A 15,870-nucleotide genomic window follows, 5' to 3' on the forward strand; every position below is an offset into this window, starting at 1 on the left:
GCGAAGCGGCGGGTGACGGGCGCGAGCGCCCAATCAATGAAATTCGACATCGATATGCTTTTGCGAATCCTTCCACATCTTGGGCATTCTCACTTCGAGGATGCCGTTTTTGTAAGTAGCTGACGTGCCCTCTACGCTAACGGGCGAAGGCAGCGTGACGGATCGCTGGAATTTGCCGGCAAACCGTTCCCGGCGATGCAGACGTTCCTCTTGAATTTCGTTGCTGCGATGCACAACGCCGTGAATCGTCAGCGTCTGGTCGTCGACGTGCAGGTGCACGTCTTCTTTTTTCTCCAGACCGGGAATTTCGCAATGGGCAATCACTTCATGATCATTTTCAAAAACATCAATGCGGTTGTTAAATTCAGATAAAAAGCCGAAGCTGCCGTGCGGGTCGTTGAAAAACTTGTCGAGGCTCGTTTTCCAATTCTCCAGATTGCGGAACGGCTCATAAGGAATCAGCGGCATGCGGATGTCCCTCCTAGTGGAATAGTTTCGTGGATAGATTTTCCGAAAAGGAGGGCTGTTATGCACCGTTCCAACGGGAAACGGGCTTTAACTGGTCGTCGTTGGCATATGCGACAGCACGGCCTTGCGCACGCCATCGAGCGTATGCGACAATTCCATATTTTCAAACACATGCTCGCATTGCTTGCGATAGGACACTTCCTCGATATAGTGATTCATGTAATGGTCGATCACATCCATCGGCATGCCGCGCGCTTGCAGCCGCTCGACAATCGTCTGCTTGCTGGCGTAAATGAAAATGCGCACGGCTCTATCGCCGTATTCGAATTTAAAACGGTTGGCCGCATAGCGGTTGACGATCACGTAGACGTTGTGATGCGTTGCGAGCGCTCTCTCAATATCGGCTTTGCGGATACCGTAAAAATGGCCGTCGATTTCCACTGTTTGAAAAAACTCCCCGGCAATATCGGCGTCAATGAACGCCCGACGGGACAGAAACCTGTAATCCACGCCTTCAACCTCACGCGGCCGCGGCGTGCGGGTGGTGCAGGACACGATCGGGACGAAACCGAGCTCCTTGGCGATCTGCTTGGCCACGGTTTTGCGTCCGGAGCCGCTGGTGCCGGTAAACACAAAAATCGTTCCTTGTCCTTGGTCGGTGTTCATCATCCATTCCTCCTCGAATACAGCGGATTGAAACGCTTACTTCCTACTTTCATTATAGTACGAAAATTCAGATAATTAAATAGCGATTCCTTAGGGGAAACGTTTTCCGCGTAAACTTTTTAGATCGGCTTGTCCGCTGCCGCTTCGGGATTTGACTTCATCGCTGGAAGGCTGGTATCGTGGGTGCAGCAAGCTCGGGAGGCAGACGTGATCCGCGTTGCGGAACTGCGGTTTTCAGAGCTTCATCGCGAAGCGGGAGGTGAGCTGATATGCCGAGGTTTGCCCATCCAAGCGTGGAGGCAACGGCGTTTTTGCGTCAAAAAACCGGCAGCACCGTGCTGGAATGCTACACGTTTATCGATCCGGACCGGCCGGAGAAGAGCTTCTTTGCCGTCCGTACCGCCAATAATCTGATCCGCGTCGATTTTGCGGAGATTGACTATGATCCGTCCAGCTATGCGAGCCTGCTGGAAGGTCTGTATCGGGCGATTTACGAATAAGCGGGCTTGTCGGCGGGCCCAAGCCAAACCTTGGGCACTTCTATAGCGTTTGTGCGCGCGGGAAGTGCTTTTTTGCATGCGCCTGGATAAAAGCTGTCGGACTCGCGGAAGTTATGCACACAATTCAGTTAGAGCCTATGTGGATAACTATGGAGGGGTGAAAAGTATTTGCAGAGCGCCAAGCGGAGCGTCCTGCAAGCCCTGCGCGTAATAAAAAAAGACCCCTGTGGGGTCTTTGCGCTGCCGTTTGGCGGCTATTGCTGAATCATCGGCAATGCCTGGTCGGCAATTTTATGCATATAGCGGTCGAGGCAGTTGCACAAATAGTCTCTGCGGCAGATCGGGCAAGGCTCCTTCATCAGCCGGTTCAGGTTGGCAATTTTGCCGACGCCTGTTTGCGGGTCTCTTTCGAAAAACAACCGGCATTGGCTGCGGTCTTTCAAAATCGCAACGACCTCGAACAGACCGTTCTTTTTATTGTCACTGACGACTTTTGCCTCTACCACCTGCGGATCATAAGCCATATGTATTCCTCCTCAAACTGGTGTAGCCTTTTTCTTCTAAAGCGCTAACGCATTAGTATATTATATAAATAATGCGTACTTTATTCAATAGGAGGGATCGGACGATGAAGATCGATTATTATGAAGCCGAAACGGACGGTGAAACGCAGGTCGCGCAGGTCGGCGTGCAATTTGAGGACGAGCCCGACGCGCTGTACGTGGCGGAGCTCAAGATGATCGGTGGCGTGGCTCGCACATGGACGCTGTATTACAACGGGTTCGATTGCAGCTATGCGTTCCGTCGCGAGGAGCAGGAGCAGCTATGCGCGTATTTGAACGAGAAGGGCGTGGCCGTCCGTTTGGCGGAGCGGGATGAGGGGTAAAAAGCAAAAGGAATCGTCCCTGTCAGGCAGGCAACGATTCCTTTCGTATTTGCGGCGCTGCCGTTCCCGCGCTTCATGAAGCGTCGGCGTCCGCCGTTCGACGGGCATTACGCCATTCCAGCTGCCGCGGCGGTCGGCCGGGTCGGCATGGCCTTCGCGAATGCGCCGGGCGCGATGTTTATAGGCTGAAGATTGAGCCATCGGGATGGCCTCCTTGCTGGATTGATTCGCCGTAACCGGCGTACAGTTTATGGTACGCGCCTTGCACGTTGGCAGCAACGGAAAGTTTGACTATCAAGGAAAAAAGCCGAGCGCACACAGCTGCTTTGCGCAACCTGGAGGAAAGTTGTTATAATGACGGCATAACTTGCTCAAGCGGCTGAACGCCGGGGCCGGACGGAGGTGCAAGGTGCGCGTACACATTCAGGTTTCGATCGGCGGCGAGCCGGTCAAAACCGATACGATCGTGATCGAAGAGCAGAAGCTTGGCGAGTTGACCGATGAGGAGATCGAAAGCGCGATTGAAATCAACATTCGCAGCTGGGTCGATCGACATGTGCAGGTGGAGTGGGAAGTGGAAGAAGACGAGTAGCGGGCCAACTGCCCGATCGTGGCGCTGGCCGTTGGCGGCTGTCGGAGGTGGAGCGCAAGCTCTTGCAGCCAGCAAGCAACAGCTCCGCATCGGGCCGTTGTAAGGTCCGTGCGGAGCTGCGGGCTTATAGCTAATATCAATGGACGATCGAAACGCCGGTTTTCTGCACGGCATGCTCCCAACTGGGATAGTAGTACAGGGCGTTTTTCATCAAATCGGGATGCTGCTTCTTCACATTTTTTTTCGTCAGTAGTTCTCCGCTGTTGTGAAGCTGCACAATTTGGCTCAGCACTTCATCTGCGCTCATGTTTAGCTCCATCGCTTGTCATCTCCTTTATGGGGGGTTACCAGCAGTTCTCTCCATGAACAAGGAAAATCATACCTGAGCCTGCAGGCCAAACAGCATGCTGGGAAGCAGCACGACCAATAAGCTTGCCCGGCTGCGCTCGCGAACGGAGCGAAGACGGCAAGCGCGCCGGCCGGGGGAACTCCGGCTTATTTGCGTCGTTTGGCTTTGAAGCGCGGCGCGACATAGTTGCGCTTGCGGTCGCGAAAAAACGTCCAGCCGCCGATAAACGCTACGCCCAATGCGAACAATACGAAGCCAAGCGTGAATTTGCCCCACAGCATATGGCGGTCGGGCCCGCCAAACTGCGCGAAAAAGGCGTCCTTCATCGCCAGAAATCCATATGTGGCGGTCAGACCCGGAATGACGAGCATCAGGATGGCGATCAGTCTGAAAAAAGGCGCTTTCATAGGTACTCCTCGATGTTTTTCTATCATCATACCTTGAATCGCTTTTCGTGTCTAATCGCGAAATAAGACTATGATTCCGCCGGTAAAAAAGGGTAATATAGTAGAGATACAGCGTATACATATGAGAATAACTAGGATCGTCAACCCAAGGAGGAGCCGGAAGCGATGAGTGAATATAGATATGATGTAGTGGTGCTGGGCGGAGGCGTCGGCGGGTACACGGCGGCTATTCGCGCTGCGCAGCTGGGCAAAAAGGTGGCGCTTGTCGATCGGGACAAGCTTGGCGGCACGTGCCTGCATCGGGGCTGCATCCCGAGCAAGGCACTGCTGCGCAGCGCCGAGGTGCTGGCCACGATGAAAGAGAGCGAGAGCTACGGCATTGCCGCCACCGGGGTGGAGCTGAATTTCGGTGGGGTGCTGGCGCGCAAGGAGAAAATCGTCGGCCAGCTGCACCAGGGCTTGCAGTTTTTGATGAAAAAACATCAGATCACCGTTCACCACGGCAGCGGGCGGATCATCGGGCCGTCGATCTTTTCGCCGCGCAGCGGAGCGGTTTCGGTTGAGCGCGAGGACGGCGAGCTGGAGATGCTGCTGTCGGACAATCTGATCATTGCCACGGGCTCGCGGCCGCGCAGTCTGCCGGGACTGACGATCGACGACGAGCGGATTCTTTCCAGCGAAGGCGCGCTGAATATGGACAGCCTGCCAGCGTCGATGCTGATTATCGGCGGCGGCGTGATCGGCGTCGAGTGGGCATCGATGCTTTGCGATTTCGGCGTGGAGGTGACGATTGTCGAGCTGGACAAGCGGCTCGTGGCGCAAGAGGACGCGGACGTGTCGCGCGAGCTTGAGCGCGTATTCCGGGGGCGCGGCATCCGTATCGTAACCGGCGCGAAGGTGCTTCCGGATACGCTGCGCTTCGAAGACGGCCGGTTGATTCTGGAAGCCGAGCAGAAGGGCGAGCGGATCGAGCTGTCGGCGGAGAAAGCGCTCGTGTCCGTGGGCCGCGTCGCGAACGTCGAAGGCATCGGGCTGGAGAATACGGACGTCAAGGTCGAGAACGGCTGCGTCAGCGTCAACGGCTTCATGCAAACGGCCGAATCGCATATTTACGCGGTTGGCGACGTGGTCGGCGGGCTGATGCTGGCGCACGTCGCCGGACACGAAGGGATCATCGCCGCCGAGCATATCGCCGGAGGCCAGCCGCATGCGCTGGACGCCCGGCTGGTGCCGCGCTGCACGTACACGCGTCCGGAAATCGCCAGCATCGGCTGGACGGAGCAGCAGGCGAGCGAACGCGGACACAGCGTCAAAACCGGCCGCTTCAGCTTCAAGGCTGTCGGCAAGGCGCTCGTCTACGGCGACGCGGACGGCTTCGTCAAAGTCGTGGCCGACGCCAAGACGAACGATATTCTGGGCGTTCACATGATCGGACCGCACGTGACCGACAACATTACGGAAGCGGCGCTGGCTCAGGTGCTCAATGCGACGCCGTGGGAGGTCGGGCAAACGATTCATCCGCATCCGACGCTGTCGGAGGCGCTGGGCGAAGCGATGCTGGCCGTGGACGGCATGGCGATCAGCGGCTAGGCGGCACGCGGACCCGACGGCTGCGCTGCATATAGCAGGCGTAGCCGTTTCTTCGAAACATAAAATTGTATTCATACGCGATTGCGTTTATAATAAATTTATAGTGCCAAGTATTAGGACCAGGTAATAAAAAATAAAGGAGGCACACTCCATGTCAATCGGTCAACTCTCCAAACACCGAAGCTTGGGTCTGTCGGATGAAGAAGCGGTACGCATGTATGAGATGATGTCGCTGGCCCGCAAGTATGACGATCGCGGCTTGATGCTGCAACGCGCGGGCAAGGTGCCGTTTCATATTTCCGGAATCGGCCAGGAGGCCGGACAAGTGGGTATGGCGTTTGCCATGCAGCCGTATAAAGATTACTTTTTGCCTTACTACCGCGATTTCGCTTTCGTGCTGTCGATCGGCATGACGGTGAAGGATTTGATGCTTTCGCTGTTTTGCAAAGCGGAGGACGTTAACAGCGGCGGGCGGCAGATGCCCGGTCATTTCGGGGCCAAGCGCCTGAATATCGTAACGGGCTCTTCGCCGGTGACGACCCAGGTGCCGCATGCCGTCGGCATTGCGCTGGCCGCCAAGATGAAGAAGCAGGATTTCGTCACGCTAGTGACGTTTGGCGAAGGCTCCAGCAATCAGGGCGATTTCCACGAGGGCTGCAACTTTGCCGGCGTGCACAAGCTGCCGATGATCATTGTCTGCGAAAACAATCAATATGCGATCTCCGTCCCGCTGCACAAGCAGGTATCCGGCAAAATCGCCGACCGCGCGCTGGGCTACGGCTTCCCCGGCTATCAGGTGGACGGGACGGATGCGCTGGAGGTATACCGGGTGACGAAAGAAGCGCGCGAGCGCGCGGTGCGCGGCGAAGGCCCGACGCTGATCGAGCTGGTGACATACCGCATTTCGCCGCATTCGACGTCGGACGACGATATGCTGTACAGGACGCGCGAAGAGGTTGAAGAGATGCGCGGACGCGACGGCTTGCCGAAGTTCAAGCAGTATTTGATCGAGTGCGGCTTGTGGAGCGAGGAGCAGGACAGTCAGCTGCAGGAGCGGCAGAAGCAGGAAGTGAACGAGGCGACGAAATATGCCGATCTCGCGCCTTATCCGAAGCCGGAGGATACGCTCCTCCACGTGTATGCGGAAGGGGAGGGACGATAGGCGATGGCTGTAATCACTTATTTGGAAGCGATTCGATCGGCGATGCAGGAGGAAATGCAAGCTGACGACAACGTATTCGTCCTTGGCGAAGACGTCGGCAAGGGCGGTGTGCTGAACACGACCAAGGGACTGCGCGATTTGTTCGGTGAAGAGCGTGTGCTCGATACGCCGCTGGCCGAGTCGGCCATTGTTGGCGCGGCGATTGGCGCTGCAATGTACGGCATGAAGCCGATTGCCGAAATTCAGTTCGCCGACTTTATTTTTCCGGCTACGAACCAGATCATCAGTGAAGCGGCCAAAATCCGCTACCGCTCCAACAACGACTGGAGCTGTCCGCTCGTCGTGCGCGCGCCATACGGCGCGACGGGCGCAAGCGCGCTGTATCACTCGCAATGTCCGGAATCGGTGTTTTTCGGCACGCCGGGTTTGAAGATCGTCGCTCCGTCGAACCCTTACGATGCGAAGGGACTGCTCAAGGCGGCGATTCGCGACCCGGACCCGGTGCTGTATTTTGAGCATAAAAAATGTTACCTGGCGCTGTCGGCAGACGTGCCGGAGCAGGATTACATCGTGCCGATCGGCAAAGCCGACGTCAAACGCGAAGGCACGGACATTACGGTCATCTCTTACGGCATCACCGTCCATTATGCGTTGCTTGCAGCGGCGGAGCTGGCGAAGGAAGGCATCAGCGCGCATATCCTCGATCTGCGCACGATCCAGCCGCTGGACAAGGAAGCGATTCTTGCCGCTGCGTCGAAGACGGGCAAGGTGCTGATTGTACACGAAGATAACAAGACGGGCGGCGTCGGGGCGGAAGTGTCGGCGATCATCGCCGAGGAGCTGCTGTTCGAGCTCGACGCGCCGATTGCCCGCTTGTGCGGGCCGGACGTGCCGGCCGTGGGCAACAATCCGCCGATGGAGAAATTTTTCCTGCTCAGCCCGGATAAGGTGAAGGATGCAATGTATAAGCTTGCCAGGTTTTAAGAACGTGGACATGTGGGAGGTACGCGCATGAATGCAGCGAACGAACGGATTGCCGAGGTGACGGTTCCCCATTTGGCGGAAAGCCTCGTCTCGGCGCAAATCGGCAAATGGCTCAAGCAGCCGGGCGATTATATCGAGCAATACGAAGTGTTGTGTGAATTGTTCACCGAGAAGGTGAACACGGAAATGCCGTCGCCGGTGGAAGGCCGGCTGGTTAAAATTCTCGTCGGGGAAGGAGAGACCGCTGCAGTCGGGCAGGCGATTTGCCTGGTCGAGCAGCCGGGCGAGGCATCGCCGGCGGCCGATGCGCCGCAGGCAGCGGGTGCGGGCAGCAGCGCGACGCAAAATTACGCGGCGATGGAGACTGGCGGCGGTGAAATGCGCGGCCGTTATTCGCCTGCCGTGCAGCGGCTGGCTGCGGATTACCACGTCGACCTGTCACGCGTGCCGGGCACGGGCCTCGGCGGGCGGATTACGCGCAAGGACGTCGAGCAGTTCGTCGCCGCCGGCTTTGTGGCGGAGGACAAGGCGCGCTACGATGCGCGTGGGGCGCAGGCGCAGCCCGTTGGCGGTGCGTCGGCAGCGGCAGGCGGGCCGGCAGCAGCGGCCGGAGCGTCGCAGCAGCCTTACGGCGGCGGCGGATCGGCACAGCAGCCGAGCCCTCCGGCTTCGTATGCGCCGCAGCCGCAGCAGGCCGCCTTTGGCGGCGGTGAAACCGCGCCGCAGGCCAAGGTGCCGGTGCGCAGCACGGGCATCCATCTGTCGGCGAATCCGCCGACGCCGCTGATTGAAGTCGAAGGTCAGCCTTCCGACTCGCGCAGCGAGTATTTCATCGATGTCACGCCGATCCGCAACACGATTGCCAGCAAAATGCGCCAAAGCGTGACGGAAATTCCACACGCTTGGACGATGATCGAAGTCGACGTGACCAATCTCGTCGTGCTGCGCAACAAGGTCAAGGACGAGTTCATGCGCCGGGAAGGCGTCAATCTGACGTATCTGGCGTTCCTGCTCAAAGCAGTAGTCGGTGCGATCAAGGATTATCCGATTATGAATTCCGTGTGGGCGGTTGATAAAATCATCGTCAAGCGCGACATCAACCTGTCGCTGGCCGTCGGCACAGAGGATTCGGTATTGACCCCGGTGATCAAGAAAGCCGATCAAAAAAATATCGCCGGTCTCGCGCGCGAGATCGACGAGCTGTCGCGCAAGGCGCGGGCGGGCAAGCTGGCTTTGGACGATTTGACGGGCGGCACATTTACGGTGAACAATACCGGCGCGTTTGGTTCGATCCTGTCGTACCCGATCATCAACTACCCGCAGGCGGCCATTTTAACGTTCGAATCCATTGTGAAAAAGCCGGTTGTTATTCAGGATATGATTGCCGTGCGCTCGATGGTCAACTTGTGCTTGTCGCTTGACCATCGGATTCTGGACGGCGTCATTTGCGGAAGATTTTTGCAGCGGGTTAAGGAAAATCTGGAGGCATATAATTCCGATACGAAACTATACTAAGGCAGAAACTACTGGAATAAGCTGACTGTGAACAAAATGGTCGATGCCACGATGGCAAGCAGCATGATGTAGATGACCAGTTTGAACCAAAGCTTGTTGTTATACAAGGCTTGTTCACTCCTTTTTATGGATGGCTTGTCAACCCTTATTGTAACTCATCGCAAGCATCGGAGGAAAGTGTCATGATCGATTCTCAACGTCTGGTTCAGGAGTTTATCGAGCTGGTGCAAATCGACAGCGAAACGAGGTTCGAGCAGCAGATCAGCGCCGTGCTCAAGCTTAAATTCGAAGCGCTGGGCCTGTCGGTGACCGAAGACGATTCGATGGCCCGCAGCGGGCATGGCGCAGGCAATCTGATTTGTACGCTGGCGGCTTCTCCCGGGGCGGCGGATCTGAACGCGATCCCGCGCATTTTCTTTACGTCGCATATGGATACCGTCGCTCCCGGTCAGGGCATCCGCCCGCAAATCGGCGACGACGGCTACATCCGCAGCGACGGCACGACGATTCTCGGCAGCGACGACAAGGCGGGCATTGCCGCTATGCTTGAGGCGCTGCGGGTGCTGCGCGAGAGCGGTGAGCCGCACGGGCAGGTGCAGTTCGTGATCACCGTCGGCGAGGAATCGGGACTCAAGGGCGCACGGGCGATGGCTCCCGGCGTCATTGACGCCGTCTACGGCTTTGCGCTCGACTCCAACGGCGCCATCGGCGATATTGCCACGGCGGCTCCGGGCCGCGCGGAAATCGCGATTACGTTCCACGGCCGCTCGGCTCACGCCGGCGTTAATCCCGAGGACGGCATCAGCGCGATTCAAGTCGCCAGCCGCGCGGTGTCGCGCATGCCGCTGGGGCGCATCGACAAGGAAACGACGGCCAACATCGGCAGCTTCGCCGGCGTCGGGCCGCTGAACGTCGTCTGCGACCGCGTGCGGCTGGAGGCCGAGGCGCGCAGCATCGTGCAGAGCAAGCTGGAAGCGCAGCTGACCGCGATGCGCGAGGCGTGCGAATCGGCGGCGGCCGATGCCGGAACGAGCTGCGAGTTTCAGGCCGATATCGCTTACGCGTCCTACATGCACGAGGATACAGCTCCTGTCGTGCAGCTGGCGTCGCGGGCGCTGGCCCGGCTGGGTTTGACGCCGCGCACGTTCCATTCGGGCGGCGGCAGCGACGCGAATATTTTCAACGGCATGGGGATTCCGACGGTCAATCTGGCGATCGGTTATCTCGACATTCACACGACGAAAGAACGCATTGCGATCAGCGATCTGGTCAAGACGGCCGAGCTGGTCGTGGCGATTGTGCAGGAGGCGGCGTCGGGCGCTTAGTTCGGCGCGTCAGCCTGCGAAGCCTGCGGACGAAGTTAGCCCTGAAGCCAGAGCTCGCTGCTTGGAAGCGCGAGGCGGCTGGCTGTCGTGACAGCAACAAAACCACCCTTCGAATGTGAACTGCCCGTCCTTGCTTGTTGCGTCTGGCAAGGGACGGGCAGTTTCATTCGGTCAGGGTGGTTTTGTTGTTTGCGGGTATGGATTAGAGACGGGCGTTGATTCGACGGTTTATCCGCTGCACACTGACGGCGAGAAATAACGCGATTATTCCCGCAAGGGCGAAAGCGGCGTTCACATGCTCGCCAACGGCAGCATTTTCCGGAAGTACGATCAGCACGGCCAGAATCAATCCAAGCACCAGCAGCGTACGGTTGACAGAGTGGCGGAGGAGAAGCCGTATTCGCAGCATCAGATCATCCCCTTATCTTTTCATTTTTAACATAGGTCCATTATGCCGGAAAAGAGTTACGGGGATATGAGCAAACGATTTGGAGATTGTCAGATTTTTCTCATACATTCCTGACATTAGCCTGCGGCCTGTATCGGGCGCGGGCCAAGCGGGAGAGCAAGTGCACTTCGTGCCAGCTACAGCCGGCCTCCCGGAAACGGAATCAGACGGGCGCTCCGTTCGCGGCCGTCCGGTATATCGGCGGAACGCGTCAACGGCGTGCGGCCTGACTCCAGATAGTCGGCGAGTCTCGTTTCCGCGCCTCCGTTTTGCAGCATGAGCTGCAAATACCGGCGTATTTCCCACGCCTTGCCGACAATGCGCAGCTGATGGTCCGACCAGTAGCTTTTCATGACGATCCCCTCGTTTTCGCGAATAGATTTGTTATAATGAACGATATGCAGCAAGGGGACAAGCTATGACGCAAATGAACATCAAATCAATATCCATGGAGGCATGCCGGATGAGCGAGGCAGGTAAGAAATTTGAAGAAGTGACGGTAAGCACGCAGTCGATTTTTCAGGGCAAAATGATTTCGCTGCAGGTTGATACCGTGCAGCTGCCGGGTGGCGGCACCGCAACGCGGGAAATCGTCAAGCATCCGGGAGCGGTCGCAGTGCTGGCGCTCTTGGACGATAAGCTGATTGTCGTGGAGCAATACCGCAAGCCGCTGGAGAAAAGCCAGGTGGAAATCCCCGCCGGCAAGCTGGATCCGGGCGAGGAGCCGCTGACGGCGGCAAGGCGCGAGCTGGAGGAGGAGACGGGCTATACGACGGAGTCGATCCGCCATGTCTGTTCCTTTTATACGTCGCCGGGGTTTGCCGATGAGATTCTGCACCTGTATGTCGCCGAGCAGTTGGTCAAAGGGGAAGCGCGGCCGGATGAAGACGAGTTCCTTGAATGCGAAGCGATTACGCTCGACGAGGCGCTGCGGTATATTCGCGAGCAGCGAATCAGCGACGCCAAGACGATTCTGGCCGTGTACGCCTGGCAGCTGTACCGCTTGACCGGACAGATCGGTCATGAATAGCTGTTACGCGGATTTGCACATTCATATCGGACGGACGGAGAAGGGGGCGGCGGTGAAAATCAGCGGTTCCCGAGACTTGACGTTCTATAACATCGCCCGCGAAGCGTCGGAGCGCAAGGGCATTGAGCTGATCGGCATTATCGATTGCCACAGCCCGACTGTGCAAGACGAGATTCTGACGTATCTCGACCGCGGCGAGATGAGCGAGCAGCCGGGAGGCGGCATTCGCTACCGCGGGACGACGATTGTGCTTGGCAGCGAGATCGAGGTGCGCGAGCCCGGCATGGGTCCGGCGCACCTGCTTGCTTATTTGCCGGATCTGGCGGCGATGCAAAGCTTCAGCGGCTGGATGCGGCGGTATATGAAAAATATCGAGCTGAGCTCGCAGCGGATTTACGTGCCGGCGCGCGAGCTGCAGGCCGAGGTGCTCGGGCGCGGCGGCATCCTGATTCCGGCGCATATTTTTACGCCGCACAAAAGCGTGTACGGCAGCGCGGCCGAGCGGATGGAGCGGCTGCTGGACCTGGACGGCATCGCTGCCGTCGAGCTGGGCCTGAGCGCCGACTCGGAGATGGCCGGCTTGCTGTCGGAGCTGGACCGTTACACGTACGTGACCAACTCCGACGCCCATTCGCTTGGCAAAATCGGCCGCGAATATAACGAGCTGGCGCTGGCCGAGCCCAGCTACGCCGAGCTGGTCAAGGCGCTGGCGCGCCAGGACGGCCGGGGCGTGCTGGCCAATTACGGCCTCAATCCGCGCCTTGGCAAATACCACCGCACCTATTGCGGTGCGTGCGAATCGATCACCGATGAGGCGGCGATTGCAGCCGAACGCTGCCCGCTATGCGGCAGCGGCAAAATCGTGCGCGGCGTCATGGACCGCATCGCCGCGATTGCCGACCGTGCGGAGCCGGTCGTTCCCGACTACCGCCCGCCGTACCGCTTCCAGGTGCCGCTGGAGTTCATGCCGGGCCTTGGGCGCAAGACGCTGGAGCGTCTCTTGGACCGCTTTGGCACGGAAATGAACATCCTGCACCGCGCCTCGCTCGGCGAGCTGGCCGAGGCCGGCGGCGAGGAGCTGGCCGCGCGCATCGGTCAGGCCCGGGCGGGGACGCTGGCGCTGGAGGCCGGCGGGGGCGGCAAATACGGGCGGGTGGCGCGCGCATCGGCAGTGACGCAGGCGGCGGAGCAGTAATTTTTGATCATAGATCGGGCTCGTCTCTCATATGCTTGTCTTTGTAAAGGTGTTTACGAAGGAAGGAGCAGCGGGATGAACAGGAGCCTATCGCTAAAGCAGGATATGAAGGAGCATTTGTCGCTGTACATTTTCGTCTCGGTGCTGTTTGTGATCGGCGTTGTGTTCGGCGCGGTGATGGTCAATGCGCTGTCGCTGGATCAAAAGCAGGAAATGTCGCGTCATTTGGGCAGTTTTTTTCAGCAAATGAATGAGGGCGTGGCGTTCGACAGCCAGCAGTCGTTCACGCAGTCGTTCGGCATGCATATGAAGTGGCTGCTGCTGATCTGGCTGTTCGGGCTTTCGATCATCGGGCTGCCGCTGATTCTCGTGCTCGACTTCCTCAAGGGCGTACTGATCGGCTTTTCTGTCGGTTATCTCGTCGGGCAGATGTCGTGGCCGGGTTTGCTGTTTGCGCTGGCGTCGATTGCGCCGCAAAACCTGATCATCATTCCGGCGCTGCTGGTATGCAGCGTGGCTGCGATGGCTTTTTCCCTCTATATGATCAAAAATCGGTTCCTCCAGCGTCGGGGCTCGATGTATACGTCCTTTATGCGCTATACGTCGGTGACGCTGGTTATGGCAGTGTTTTTGCTGGGAGCGGCTTTGTATGAGGGGTATTTGTCGCCGGAGCTGATTCGCTGGGTAACGCCAACGCTGGCTGGACTCTATTGAAGCGTTCGTACAAATGTTTGACTTCTTCCCGAACCACGCCCTATAATGAAGAAAGCGGCTGAAATCGGGCATGGGCCCAGCGCATTGAGGGTGAGGGAGTATGGAGACAAGGATTGAGAAGATCAAACAGCAACTGCAATCCCAAGGGTACAAGCTGACCCCTCAACGGGAAGCGACCGTGCGCGTGTTGCTTGAGAACGAAGAGGATCATCTGAGCGCTGAGGACGTATTCATGCTGGTCCGCGATAAGGCACCGGAGATTGGTCTGGCCACGGTATACCGCACGCTGGAGCTGCTGAGCGATTTGCATGTCGTGGAGAAAATGAATTTCGGCGACGGCGTTGCCCGCTACGATTTGCGCAGCGACAGCACCCGCCACCACCATCATCATTTGATTTGCGTCCAATGCGGCGCAGTCGACGAGATTATGGAGGATTGGCTTGGACCGCTGGAGGAGCGGCTGGAGCGCGAGTTTCATTTTCAAGTGCTGGATCACCGGCTGGATTTCCAGGGCATTTGTTACCGCTGCAGCGGCAAAGCCAAGGATGACGGGGAAGGCAAGAAGGAATAAGCGAGTTAGGTTGCGACAACTAATGCCGCGCAAGCGGATGCGATAGACGATTTAGAAGCCGATGCCCTGGGGGTATCGGTGTTTTTTGTTAGGGCGATATTTGCGAACGGAACCAGCGGCAGACGAAGCGTTCGCCGCGAAACGCGCCGGGCAGTCGGCGGTGGCGGTTCGGCCGCCGTGTAAATTCCTTGACAAGCTTGCGGTTTATTTGCTACAAGGAAAGGAAAGGCTGGAATCAGAAACAGCTTCTTCCATAGAGGACCCGGCTTTGCGGGTGTGGCCCGTCGCAGAGAGGTCAGGGGAAGTTCGAGTTGGAGGAGGAGGGGACGTATCATGATTATCGGAGTACCCAAGGAGATCAAAAACAACGAGAATCGCGTCGCCTTGACGCCGGGCGGCGCCGCGATGCTGCAGGCTGCCGGCCACCAGGTGCTGGTGGAGTGCGGGGCTGGAGAAGGCAGCGGCTTCCCCGACGAAGCGTACCGCAGCGAAGGCGCGACGCTGCTGGCCGACGCTGCCGCCGTTTGGAACGGCAGCGAGCTTGTGATGAAGGTGAAGGAGCCGTTGCCGGCCGAATATGGGTATTTCCGGCCGGGGCTGACGTTGTTCACCTATTTGCATTTGGCCGCTGCCGGTGATTTGGCGGCGCGGCTGGTACAGGCAGGCGTCACGGGCATCGCCTACGAGACGATCCAGCTGCCGGGCGGCGCGCTGCCGCTGCTCACGCCGATGAGCGAGGTGGCCGGCCGCATGTCGGTGCAGATTGGCGCGCATCTGCTGGAGAAGTTTTACGGCGGGCGCGGCGTGCTGCTCGGCGGCGTGCCGGGCGTGCCGCCGGCGGACGTCGTCATCCTCGGCGGCGGCATCGTCGGCACGAACGCGGCGAAGATGGCGCTTGGCCTCGGCGCGAACGTCATCGTCATCGAGCGCAGCGCTGAACGGATGCGCGCGCTCGACGACATCTTCGACGGGCGGCTGCGCACGCTGATGTCGAGCCCGCACAATATCGCCGGCGCGGTGCAGCGGGCCGATCTGCTGATCGGCGCCGTGCTCATTCCGGGCGCGCGCGCGCCGCGGCTCGTCACCGAGGCGATGGTGCGGCAGATGAAGCCGGGCGCGGTCATCGTCGACGTGGCCGTCGATCAGGGCGGCTCGATCGAGACGATCGACCGGGTGACGACGCATAGCGAGCCGACGTATGAAAAGCACGGCGTTATCCATTACGCCGTGGCCAATATGCCCGGCGCGGTGCCGCGCACCTCGACGCTGGCGCTGACGAATGTGACGCTGCCTTATGCGCTGGAGCTGGCGAACAAAGGCGTGGCGCAGGCCGTGGCCGCCAATCCGGCGCTCCAGCTTGGCGTCAATACGTTCCACGGCGCGGTTACGCATCCGGCTGTTGCCGAGGCGTTAGGAATGCCCTACGTGCCGCTGCCGCTTGAGCGGTCATAAATACAAAATCGAGATC

General features: G+C 58.6%; 21 protein-coding genes. 13 read left to right on the forward strand and 8 right to left on the reverse strand.

Going from position 1 to position 15,870, the window contains the following annotated elements; genetic code table 11:
• Positions 1 to 33 precede the first annotated feature (33 nt).
• Both B5M42_RS18020 and B5M42_RS18025 read right to left on the reverse strand, forming a co-directional pair.
• Positions 34 to 468 carry an Hsp20/alpha crystallin family protein gene (locus tag B5M42_RS18020; protein WP_134753101.1) on the reverse strand — a complete coding sequence of 145 codons (435 nt, stop codon included), beginning with the start codon at positions 466 to 468 and terminating at the stop codon, positions 34 to 36.
• 87 nt (positions 469 to 555) lie between these two features.
• A complete protein-coding gene (locus B5M42_RS18025; RefSeq protein ID WP_134753103.1) occupies positions 556 to 1,137 on the reverse strand; it encodes a guanylate kinase in 582 nt (193 codons plus the stop codon).
• A 266-nt stretch (positions 1,138 to 1,403) separates the two neighbouring features.
• Between B5M42_RS18025 and B5M42_RS18030 the strand changes: the two genes are divergently transcribed.
• Complete coding sequence (locus tag B5M42_RS18030) at positions 1,404 to 1,634, forward strand: hypothetical protein (RefSeq protein WP_134753105.1); 231 nt, start codon at positions 1,404 to 1,406, stop codon at positions 1,632 to 1,634.
• A gap of 254 nt (positions 1,635 to 1,888) precedes the next feature.
• On the opposite strand, the gene B5M42_RS18035 is transcribed toward B5M42_RS18030, so the two are convergent.
• Positions 1,889 to 2,158 (reverse strand): hypothetical protein, encoded by a 270-nt coding sequence (locus tag B5M42_RS18035; protein WP_134753107.1) that lies wholly within the window; start codon positions 2,156 to 2,158, stop codon positions 1,889 to 1,891.
• Positions 2,159 to 2,262: 104 nt separating this feature from the next.
• Here B5M42_RS18035 and B5M42_RS18040 point away from each other — a divergent pair, with 104 nt between their 5' ends.
• Positions 2,263 to 2,520: a hypothetical protein gene (locus B5M42_RS18040; protein WP_134753109.1), complete on the forward strand. Its 258-nt coding sequence runs from the start codon at positions 2,263 to 2,265 to the stop codon at positions 2,518 to 2,520.
• A 409-nt stretch (positions 2,521 to 2,929) separates the two neighbouring features.
• Positions 2,930 to 3,112, forward strand: a complete 183-nt coding sequence (locus B5M42_RS18045) for a hypothetical protein (protein ID WP_134753111.1) — start codon at positions 2,930 to 2,932, stop codon at positions 3,110 to 3,112.
• 136 nt (positions 3,113 to 3,248) lie between these two features.
• Here B5M42_RS18045 and B5M42_RS18050 read toward each other — a convergent pair whose 3' ends face one another.
• Positions 3,249 to 3,431 (reverse strand): hypothetical protein, encoded by a 183-nt coding sequence (locus B5M42_RS18050; RefSeq protein ID WP_134753113.1) that lies wholly within the window; start codon positions 3,429 to 3,431, stop codon positions 3,249 to 3,251.
• Positions 3,432 to 3,607: 176 nt separating this feature from the next.
• Positions 3,608 to 3,868 carry a DUF2627 domain-containing protein gene (locus B5M42_RS18055; RefSeq protein WP_134753115.1) on the reverse strand — a complete coding sequence of 87 codons (261 nt, stop codon included), beginning with the start codon at positions 3,866 to 3,868 and terminating at the stop codon, positions 3,608 to 3,610.
• Between the two features lie 165 nt (positions 3,869 to 4,033).
• On the opposite strand from B5M42_RS18055, the gene lpdA reads away from it, so the two are divergent.
• The 4 genes from lpdA to B5M42_RS18075 all read left to right on the forward strand — a co-directional run bounded on the left by lpdA (position 4,034) and on the right by B5M42_RS18075 (position 9,119).
• The gene (gene lpdA / locus B5M42_RS18060) at positions 4,034 to 5,458 is read left to right on the forward strand and encodes a dihydrolipoyl dehydrogenase (RefSeq protein WP_134753117.1); all 1,425 of its coding nucleotides are present in this window, start codon (positions 4,034 to 4,036) and stop codon (positions 5,456 to 5,458) included.
• 151 nt (positions 5,459 to 5,609) lie between these two features.
• The gene (locus B5M42_RS18065; protein WP_134753119.1) at positions 5,610 to 6,620 is read left to right on the forward strand and encodes a thiamine pyrophosphate-dependent dehydrogenase E1 component subunit alpha; all 1,011 of its coding nucleotides are present in this window, start codon (positions 5,610 to 5,612) and stop codon (positions 6,618 to 6,620) included.
• 3 nt (positions 6,621 to 6,623) lie between these two features.
• Positions 6,624 to 7,604 carry an alpha-ketoacid dehydrogenase subunit beta gene (locus tag B5M42_RS18070; RefSeq protein WP_134753121.1) on the forward strand — a complete coding sequence of 327 codons (981 nt, stop codon included), beginning with the start codon at positions 6,624 to 6,626 and terminating at the stop codon, positions 7,602 to 7,604.
• Between the two features lie 27 nt (positions 7,605 to 7,631).
• Positions 7,632 to 9,119: a dihydrolipoamide acetyltransferase family protein gene (locus B5M42_RS18075; RefSeq protein ID WP_134753123.1), complete on the forward strand. Its 1,488-nt coding sequence runs from the start codon at positions 7,632 to 7,634 to the stop codon at positions 9,117 to 9,119.
• An 8-nt stretch (positions 9,120 to 9,127) separates the two neighbouring features.
• On the opposite strand, the gene prli42 is transcribed toward B5M42_RS18075, so the two are convergent.
• On the reverse strand, positions 9,128 to 9,226 hold the full coding sequence (prli42, locus tag B5M42_RS18080; RefSeq protein ID WP_167689932.1) for a stressosome-associated protein Prli42: 99 nt from the start codon (positions 9,224 to 9,226) through the stop codon (positions 9,128 to 9,130).
• A 75-nt stretch (positions 9,227 to 9,301) separates the two neighbouring features.
• Here prli42 and B5M42_RS18085 point away from each other — a divergent pair, with 75 nt between their 5' ends.
• The gene (locus tag B5M42_RS18085; protein WP_134753125.1) at positions 9,302 to 10,444 is read left to right on the forward strand and encodes a M20/M25/M40 family metallo-hydrolase; all 1,143 of its coding nucleotides are present in this window, start codon (positions 9,302 to 9,304) and stop codon (positions 10,442 to 10,444) included.
• 202 nt (positions 10,445 to 10,646) lie between these two features.
• Here B5M42_RS18085 and B5M42_RS18090 read toward each other — a convergent pair whose 3' ends face one another.
• Both B5M42_RS18090 and mciZ read right to left on the reverse strand, forming a co-directional pair.
• Positions 10,647 to 10,853, reverse strand: coding sequence for a hypothetical protein (locus B5M42_RS18090; RefSeq protein WP_134753127.1), 207 nt, complete (start codon positions 10,851 to 10,853; stop codon positions 10,647 to 10,649).
• 176 nt (positions 10,854 to 11,029) lie between these two features.
• Positions 11,030 to 11,245 (reverse strand): Z-ring formation inhibitor MciZ, encoded by a 216-nt coding sequence (gene mciZ / locus B5M42_RS18095; protein ID WP_134753129.1) that lies wholly within the window; start codon positions 11,243 to 11,245, stop codon positions 11,030 to 11,032.
• 110 nt (positions 11,246 to 11,355) lie between these two features.
• Here mciZ and B5M42_RS18100 point away from each other — a divergent pair, with 110 nt between their 5' ends.
• From B5M42_RS18100 to ald, 5 genes are all read left to right on the forward strand, one after another.
• A complete protein-coding gene (locus tag B5M42_RS18100; protein WP_134753131.1) occupies positions 11,356 to 11,922 on the forward strand; it encodes an NUDIX domain-containing protein in 567 nt (188 codons plus the stop codon).
• On the forward strand, positions 11,915 to 13,117 hold the full coding sequence (locus tag B5M42_RS18105) for an endonuclease Q family protein (RefSeq protein WP_134753133.1): 1,203 nt from the start codon (positions 11,915 to 11,917) through the stop codon (positions 13,115 to 13,117). Before B5M42_RS18100 ends, B5M42_RS18105 begins: the two co-directional genes overlap by 8 nt.
• Before the next feature lie 75 nt (positions 13,118 to 13,192).
• Complete coding sequence (gene spoIIM, locus B5M42_RS18110) at positions 13,193 to 13,831, forward strand: stage II sporulation protein M (protein WP_134753135.1); 639 nt, start codon at positions 13,193 to 13,195, stop codon at positions 13,829 to 13,831.
• Positions 13,832 to 13,931: 100 nt separating this feature from the next.
• Complete coding sequence (gene fur / locus B5M42_RS18115) at positions 13,932 to 14,402, forward strand: ferric iron uptake transcriptional regulator (RefSeq protein ID WP_134753137.1); 471 nt, start codon at positions 13,932 to 13,934, stop codon at positions 14,400 to 14,402.
• 333 nt (positions 14,403 to 14,735) lie between these two features.
• Entirely contained in the window at positions 14,736 to 15,854 is a 1,119-nt protein-coding gene (ald, locus tag B5M42_RS18120; RefSeq protein WP_134753139.1) for an alanine dehydrogenase, read from the forward strand.
• The last annotated feature ends 16 nt before the right edge of the window (positions 15,855 to 15,870 follow it).

Source organism: Paenibacillus athensensis (assembly GCF_004514475.2).
Taxonomy (GTDB): domain Bacteria; phylum Bacillota; class Bacilli; order Paenibacillales; family NBRC-103111; genus Paenibacillus_AL; species Paenibacillus_AL athensensis.

What these genes read in the sequence shown, in the direction of transcription:
- lpdA (WP_134753117.1), top strand. Translation starts at nt 4,034, where the DNA reads ATGAGTGAATATAGATATGATGTAGTGGTGCTGGGCGGAGGCGTCGGC.
- B5M42_RS18025 (WP_134753103.1), bottom strand. Translation starts at nt 1,137, where the DNA reads ATGATGAACACCGACCAAGGACAAGGAACGATTTTTGTGTTTACCGGC.
- B5M42_RS18030 (WP_134753105.1), top strand. Translation starts at nt 1,404, where the DNA reads ATGCCGAGGTTTGCCCATCCAAGCGTGGAGGCAACGGCGTTTTTGCGT.
- B5M42_RS18070 (WP_134753121.1), top strand. Translation starts at nt 6,624, where the DNA reads ATGGCTGTAATCACTTATTTGGAAGCGATTCGATCGGCGATGCAGGAG.
- mciZ (WP_134753129.1), bottom strand. Translation starts at nt 11,245, where the DNA reads ATGAAAAGCTACTGGTCGGACCATCAGCTGCGCATTGTCGGCAAGGCG.
- B5M42_RS18040 (WP_134753109.1), top strand. Translation starts at nt 2,263, where the DNA reads ATGAAGATCGATTATTATGAAGCCGAAACGGACGGTGAAACGCAGGTC.
- fur (WP_134753137.1), top strand. Translation starts at nt 13,932, where the DNA reads ATGGAGACAAGGATTGAGAAGATCAAACAGCAACTGCAATCCCAAGGG.
- B5M42_RS18105 (WP_134753133.1), top strand. Translation starts at nt 11,915, where the DNA reads ATGAATAGCTGTTACGCGGATTTGCACATTCATATCGGACGGACGGAG.
- spoIIM (WP_134753135.1), top strand. Translation starts at nt 13,193, where the DNA reads ATGAACAGGAGCCTATCGCTAAAGCAGGATATGAAGGAGCATTTGTCG.
- B5M42_RS18090 (WP_134753127.1), bottom strand. Translation starts at nt 10,853, where the DNA reads ATGCTGCGAATACGGCTTCTCCTCCGCCACTCTGTCAACCGTACGCTG.
- B5M42_RS18055 (WP_134753115.1), bottom strand. Translation starts at nt 3,868, where the DNA reads ATGAAAGCGCCTTTTTTCAGACTGATCGCCATCCTGATGCTCGTCATT.
- B5M42_RS18050 (WP_134753113.1), bottom strand. Translation starts at nt 3,431, where the DNA reads ATGGAGCTAAACATGAGCGCAGATGAAGTGCTGAGCCAAATTGTGCAG.
- B5M42_RS18065 (WP_134753119.1), top strand. Translation starts at nt 5,610, where the DNA reads ATGTCAATCGGTCAACTCTCCAAACACCGAAGCTTGGGTCTGTCGGAT.
- B5M42_RS18075 (WP_134753123.1), top strand. Translation starts at nt 7,632, where the DNA reads ATGAATGCAGCGAACGAACGGATTGCCGAGGTGACGGTTCCCCATTTG.
- B5M42_RS18035 (WP_134753107.1), bottom strand. Translation starts at nt 2,158, where the DNA reads ATGGCTTATGATCCGCAGGTGGTAGAGGCAAAAGTCGTCAGTGACAAT.
- B5M42_RS18020 (WP_134753101.1), bottom strand. Translation starts at nt 468, where the DNA reads ATGCCGCTGATTCCTTATGAGCCGTTCCGCAATCTGGAGAATTGGAAA.
- ald (WP_134753139.1), top strand. Translation starts at nt 14,736, where the DNA reads ATGATTATCGGAGTACCCAAGGAGATCAAAAACAACGAGAATCGCGTC.
- B5M42_RS18085 (WP_134753125.1), top strand. Translation starts at nt 9,302, where the DNA reads ATGATCGATTCTCAACGTCTGGTTCAGGAGTTTATCGAGCTGGTGCAA.
- B5M42_RS18100 (WP_134753131.1), top strand. Translation starts at nt 11,356, where the DNA reads ATGAGCGAGGCAGGTAAGAAATTTGAAGAAGTGACGGTAAGCACGCAG.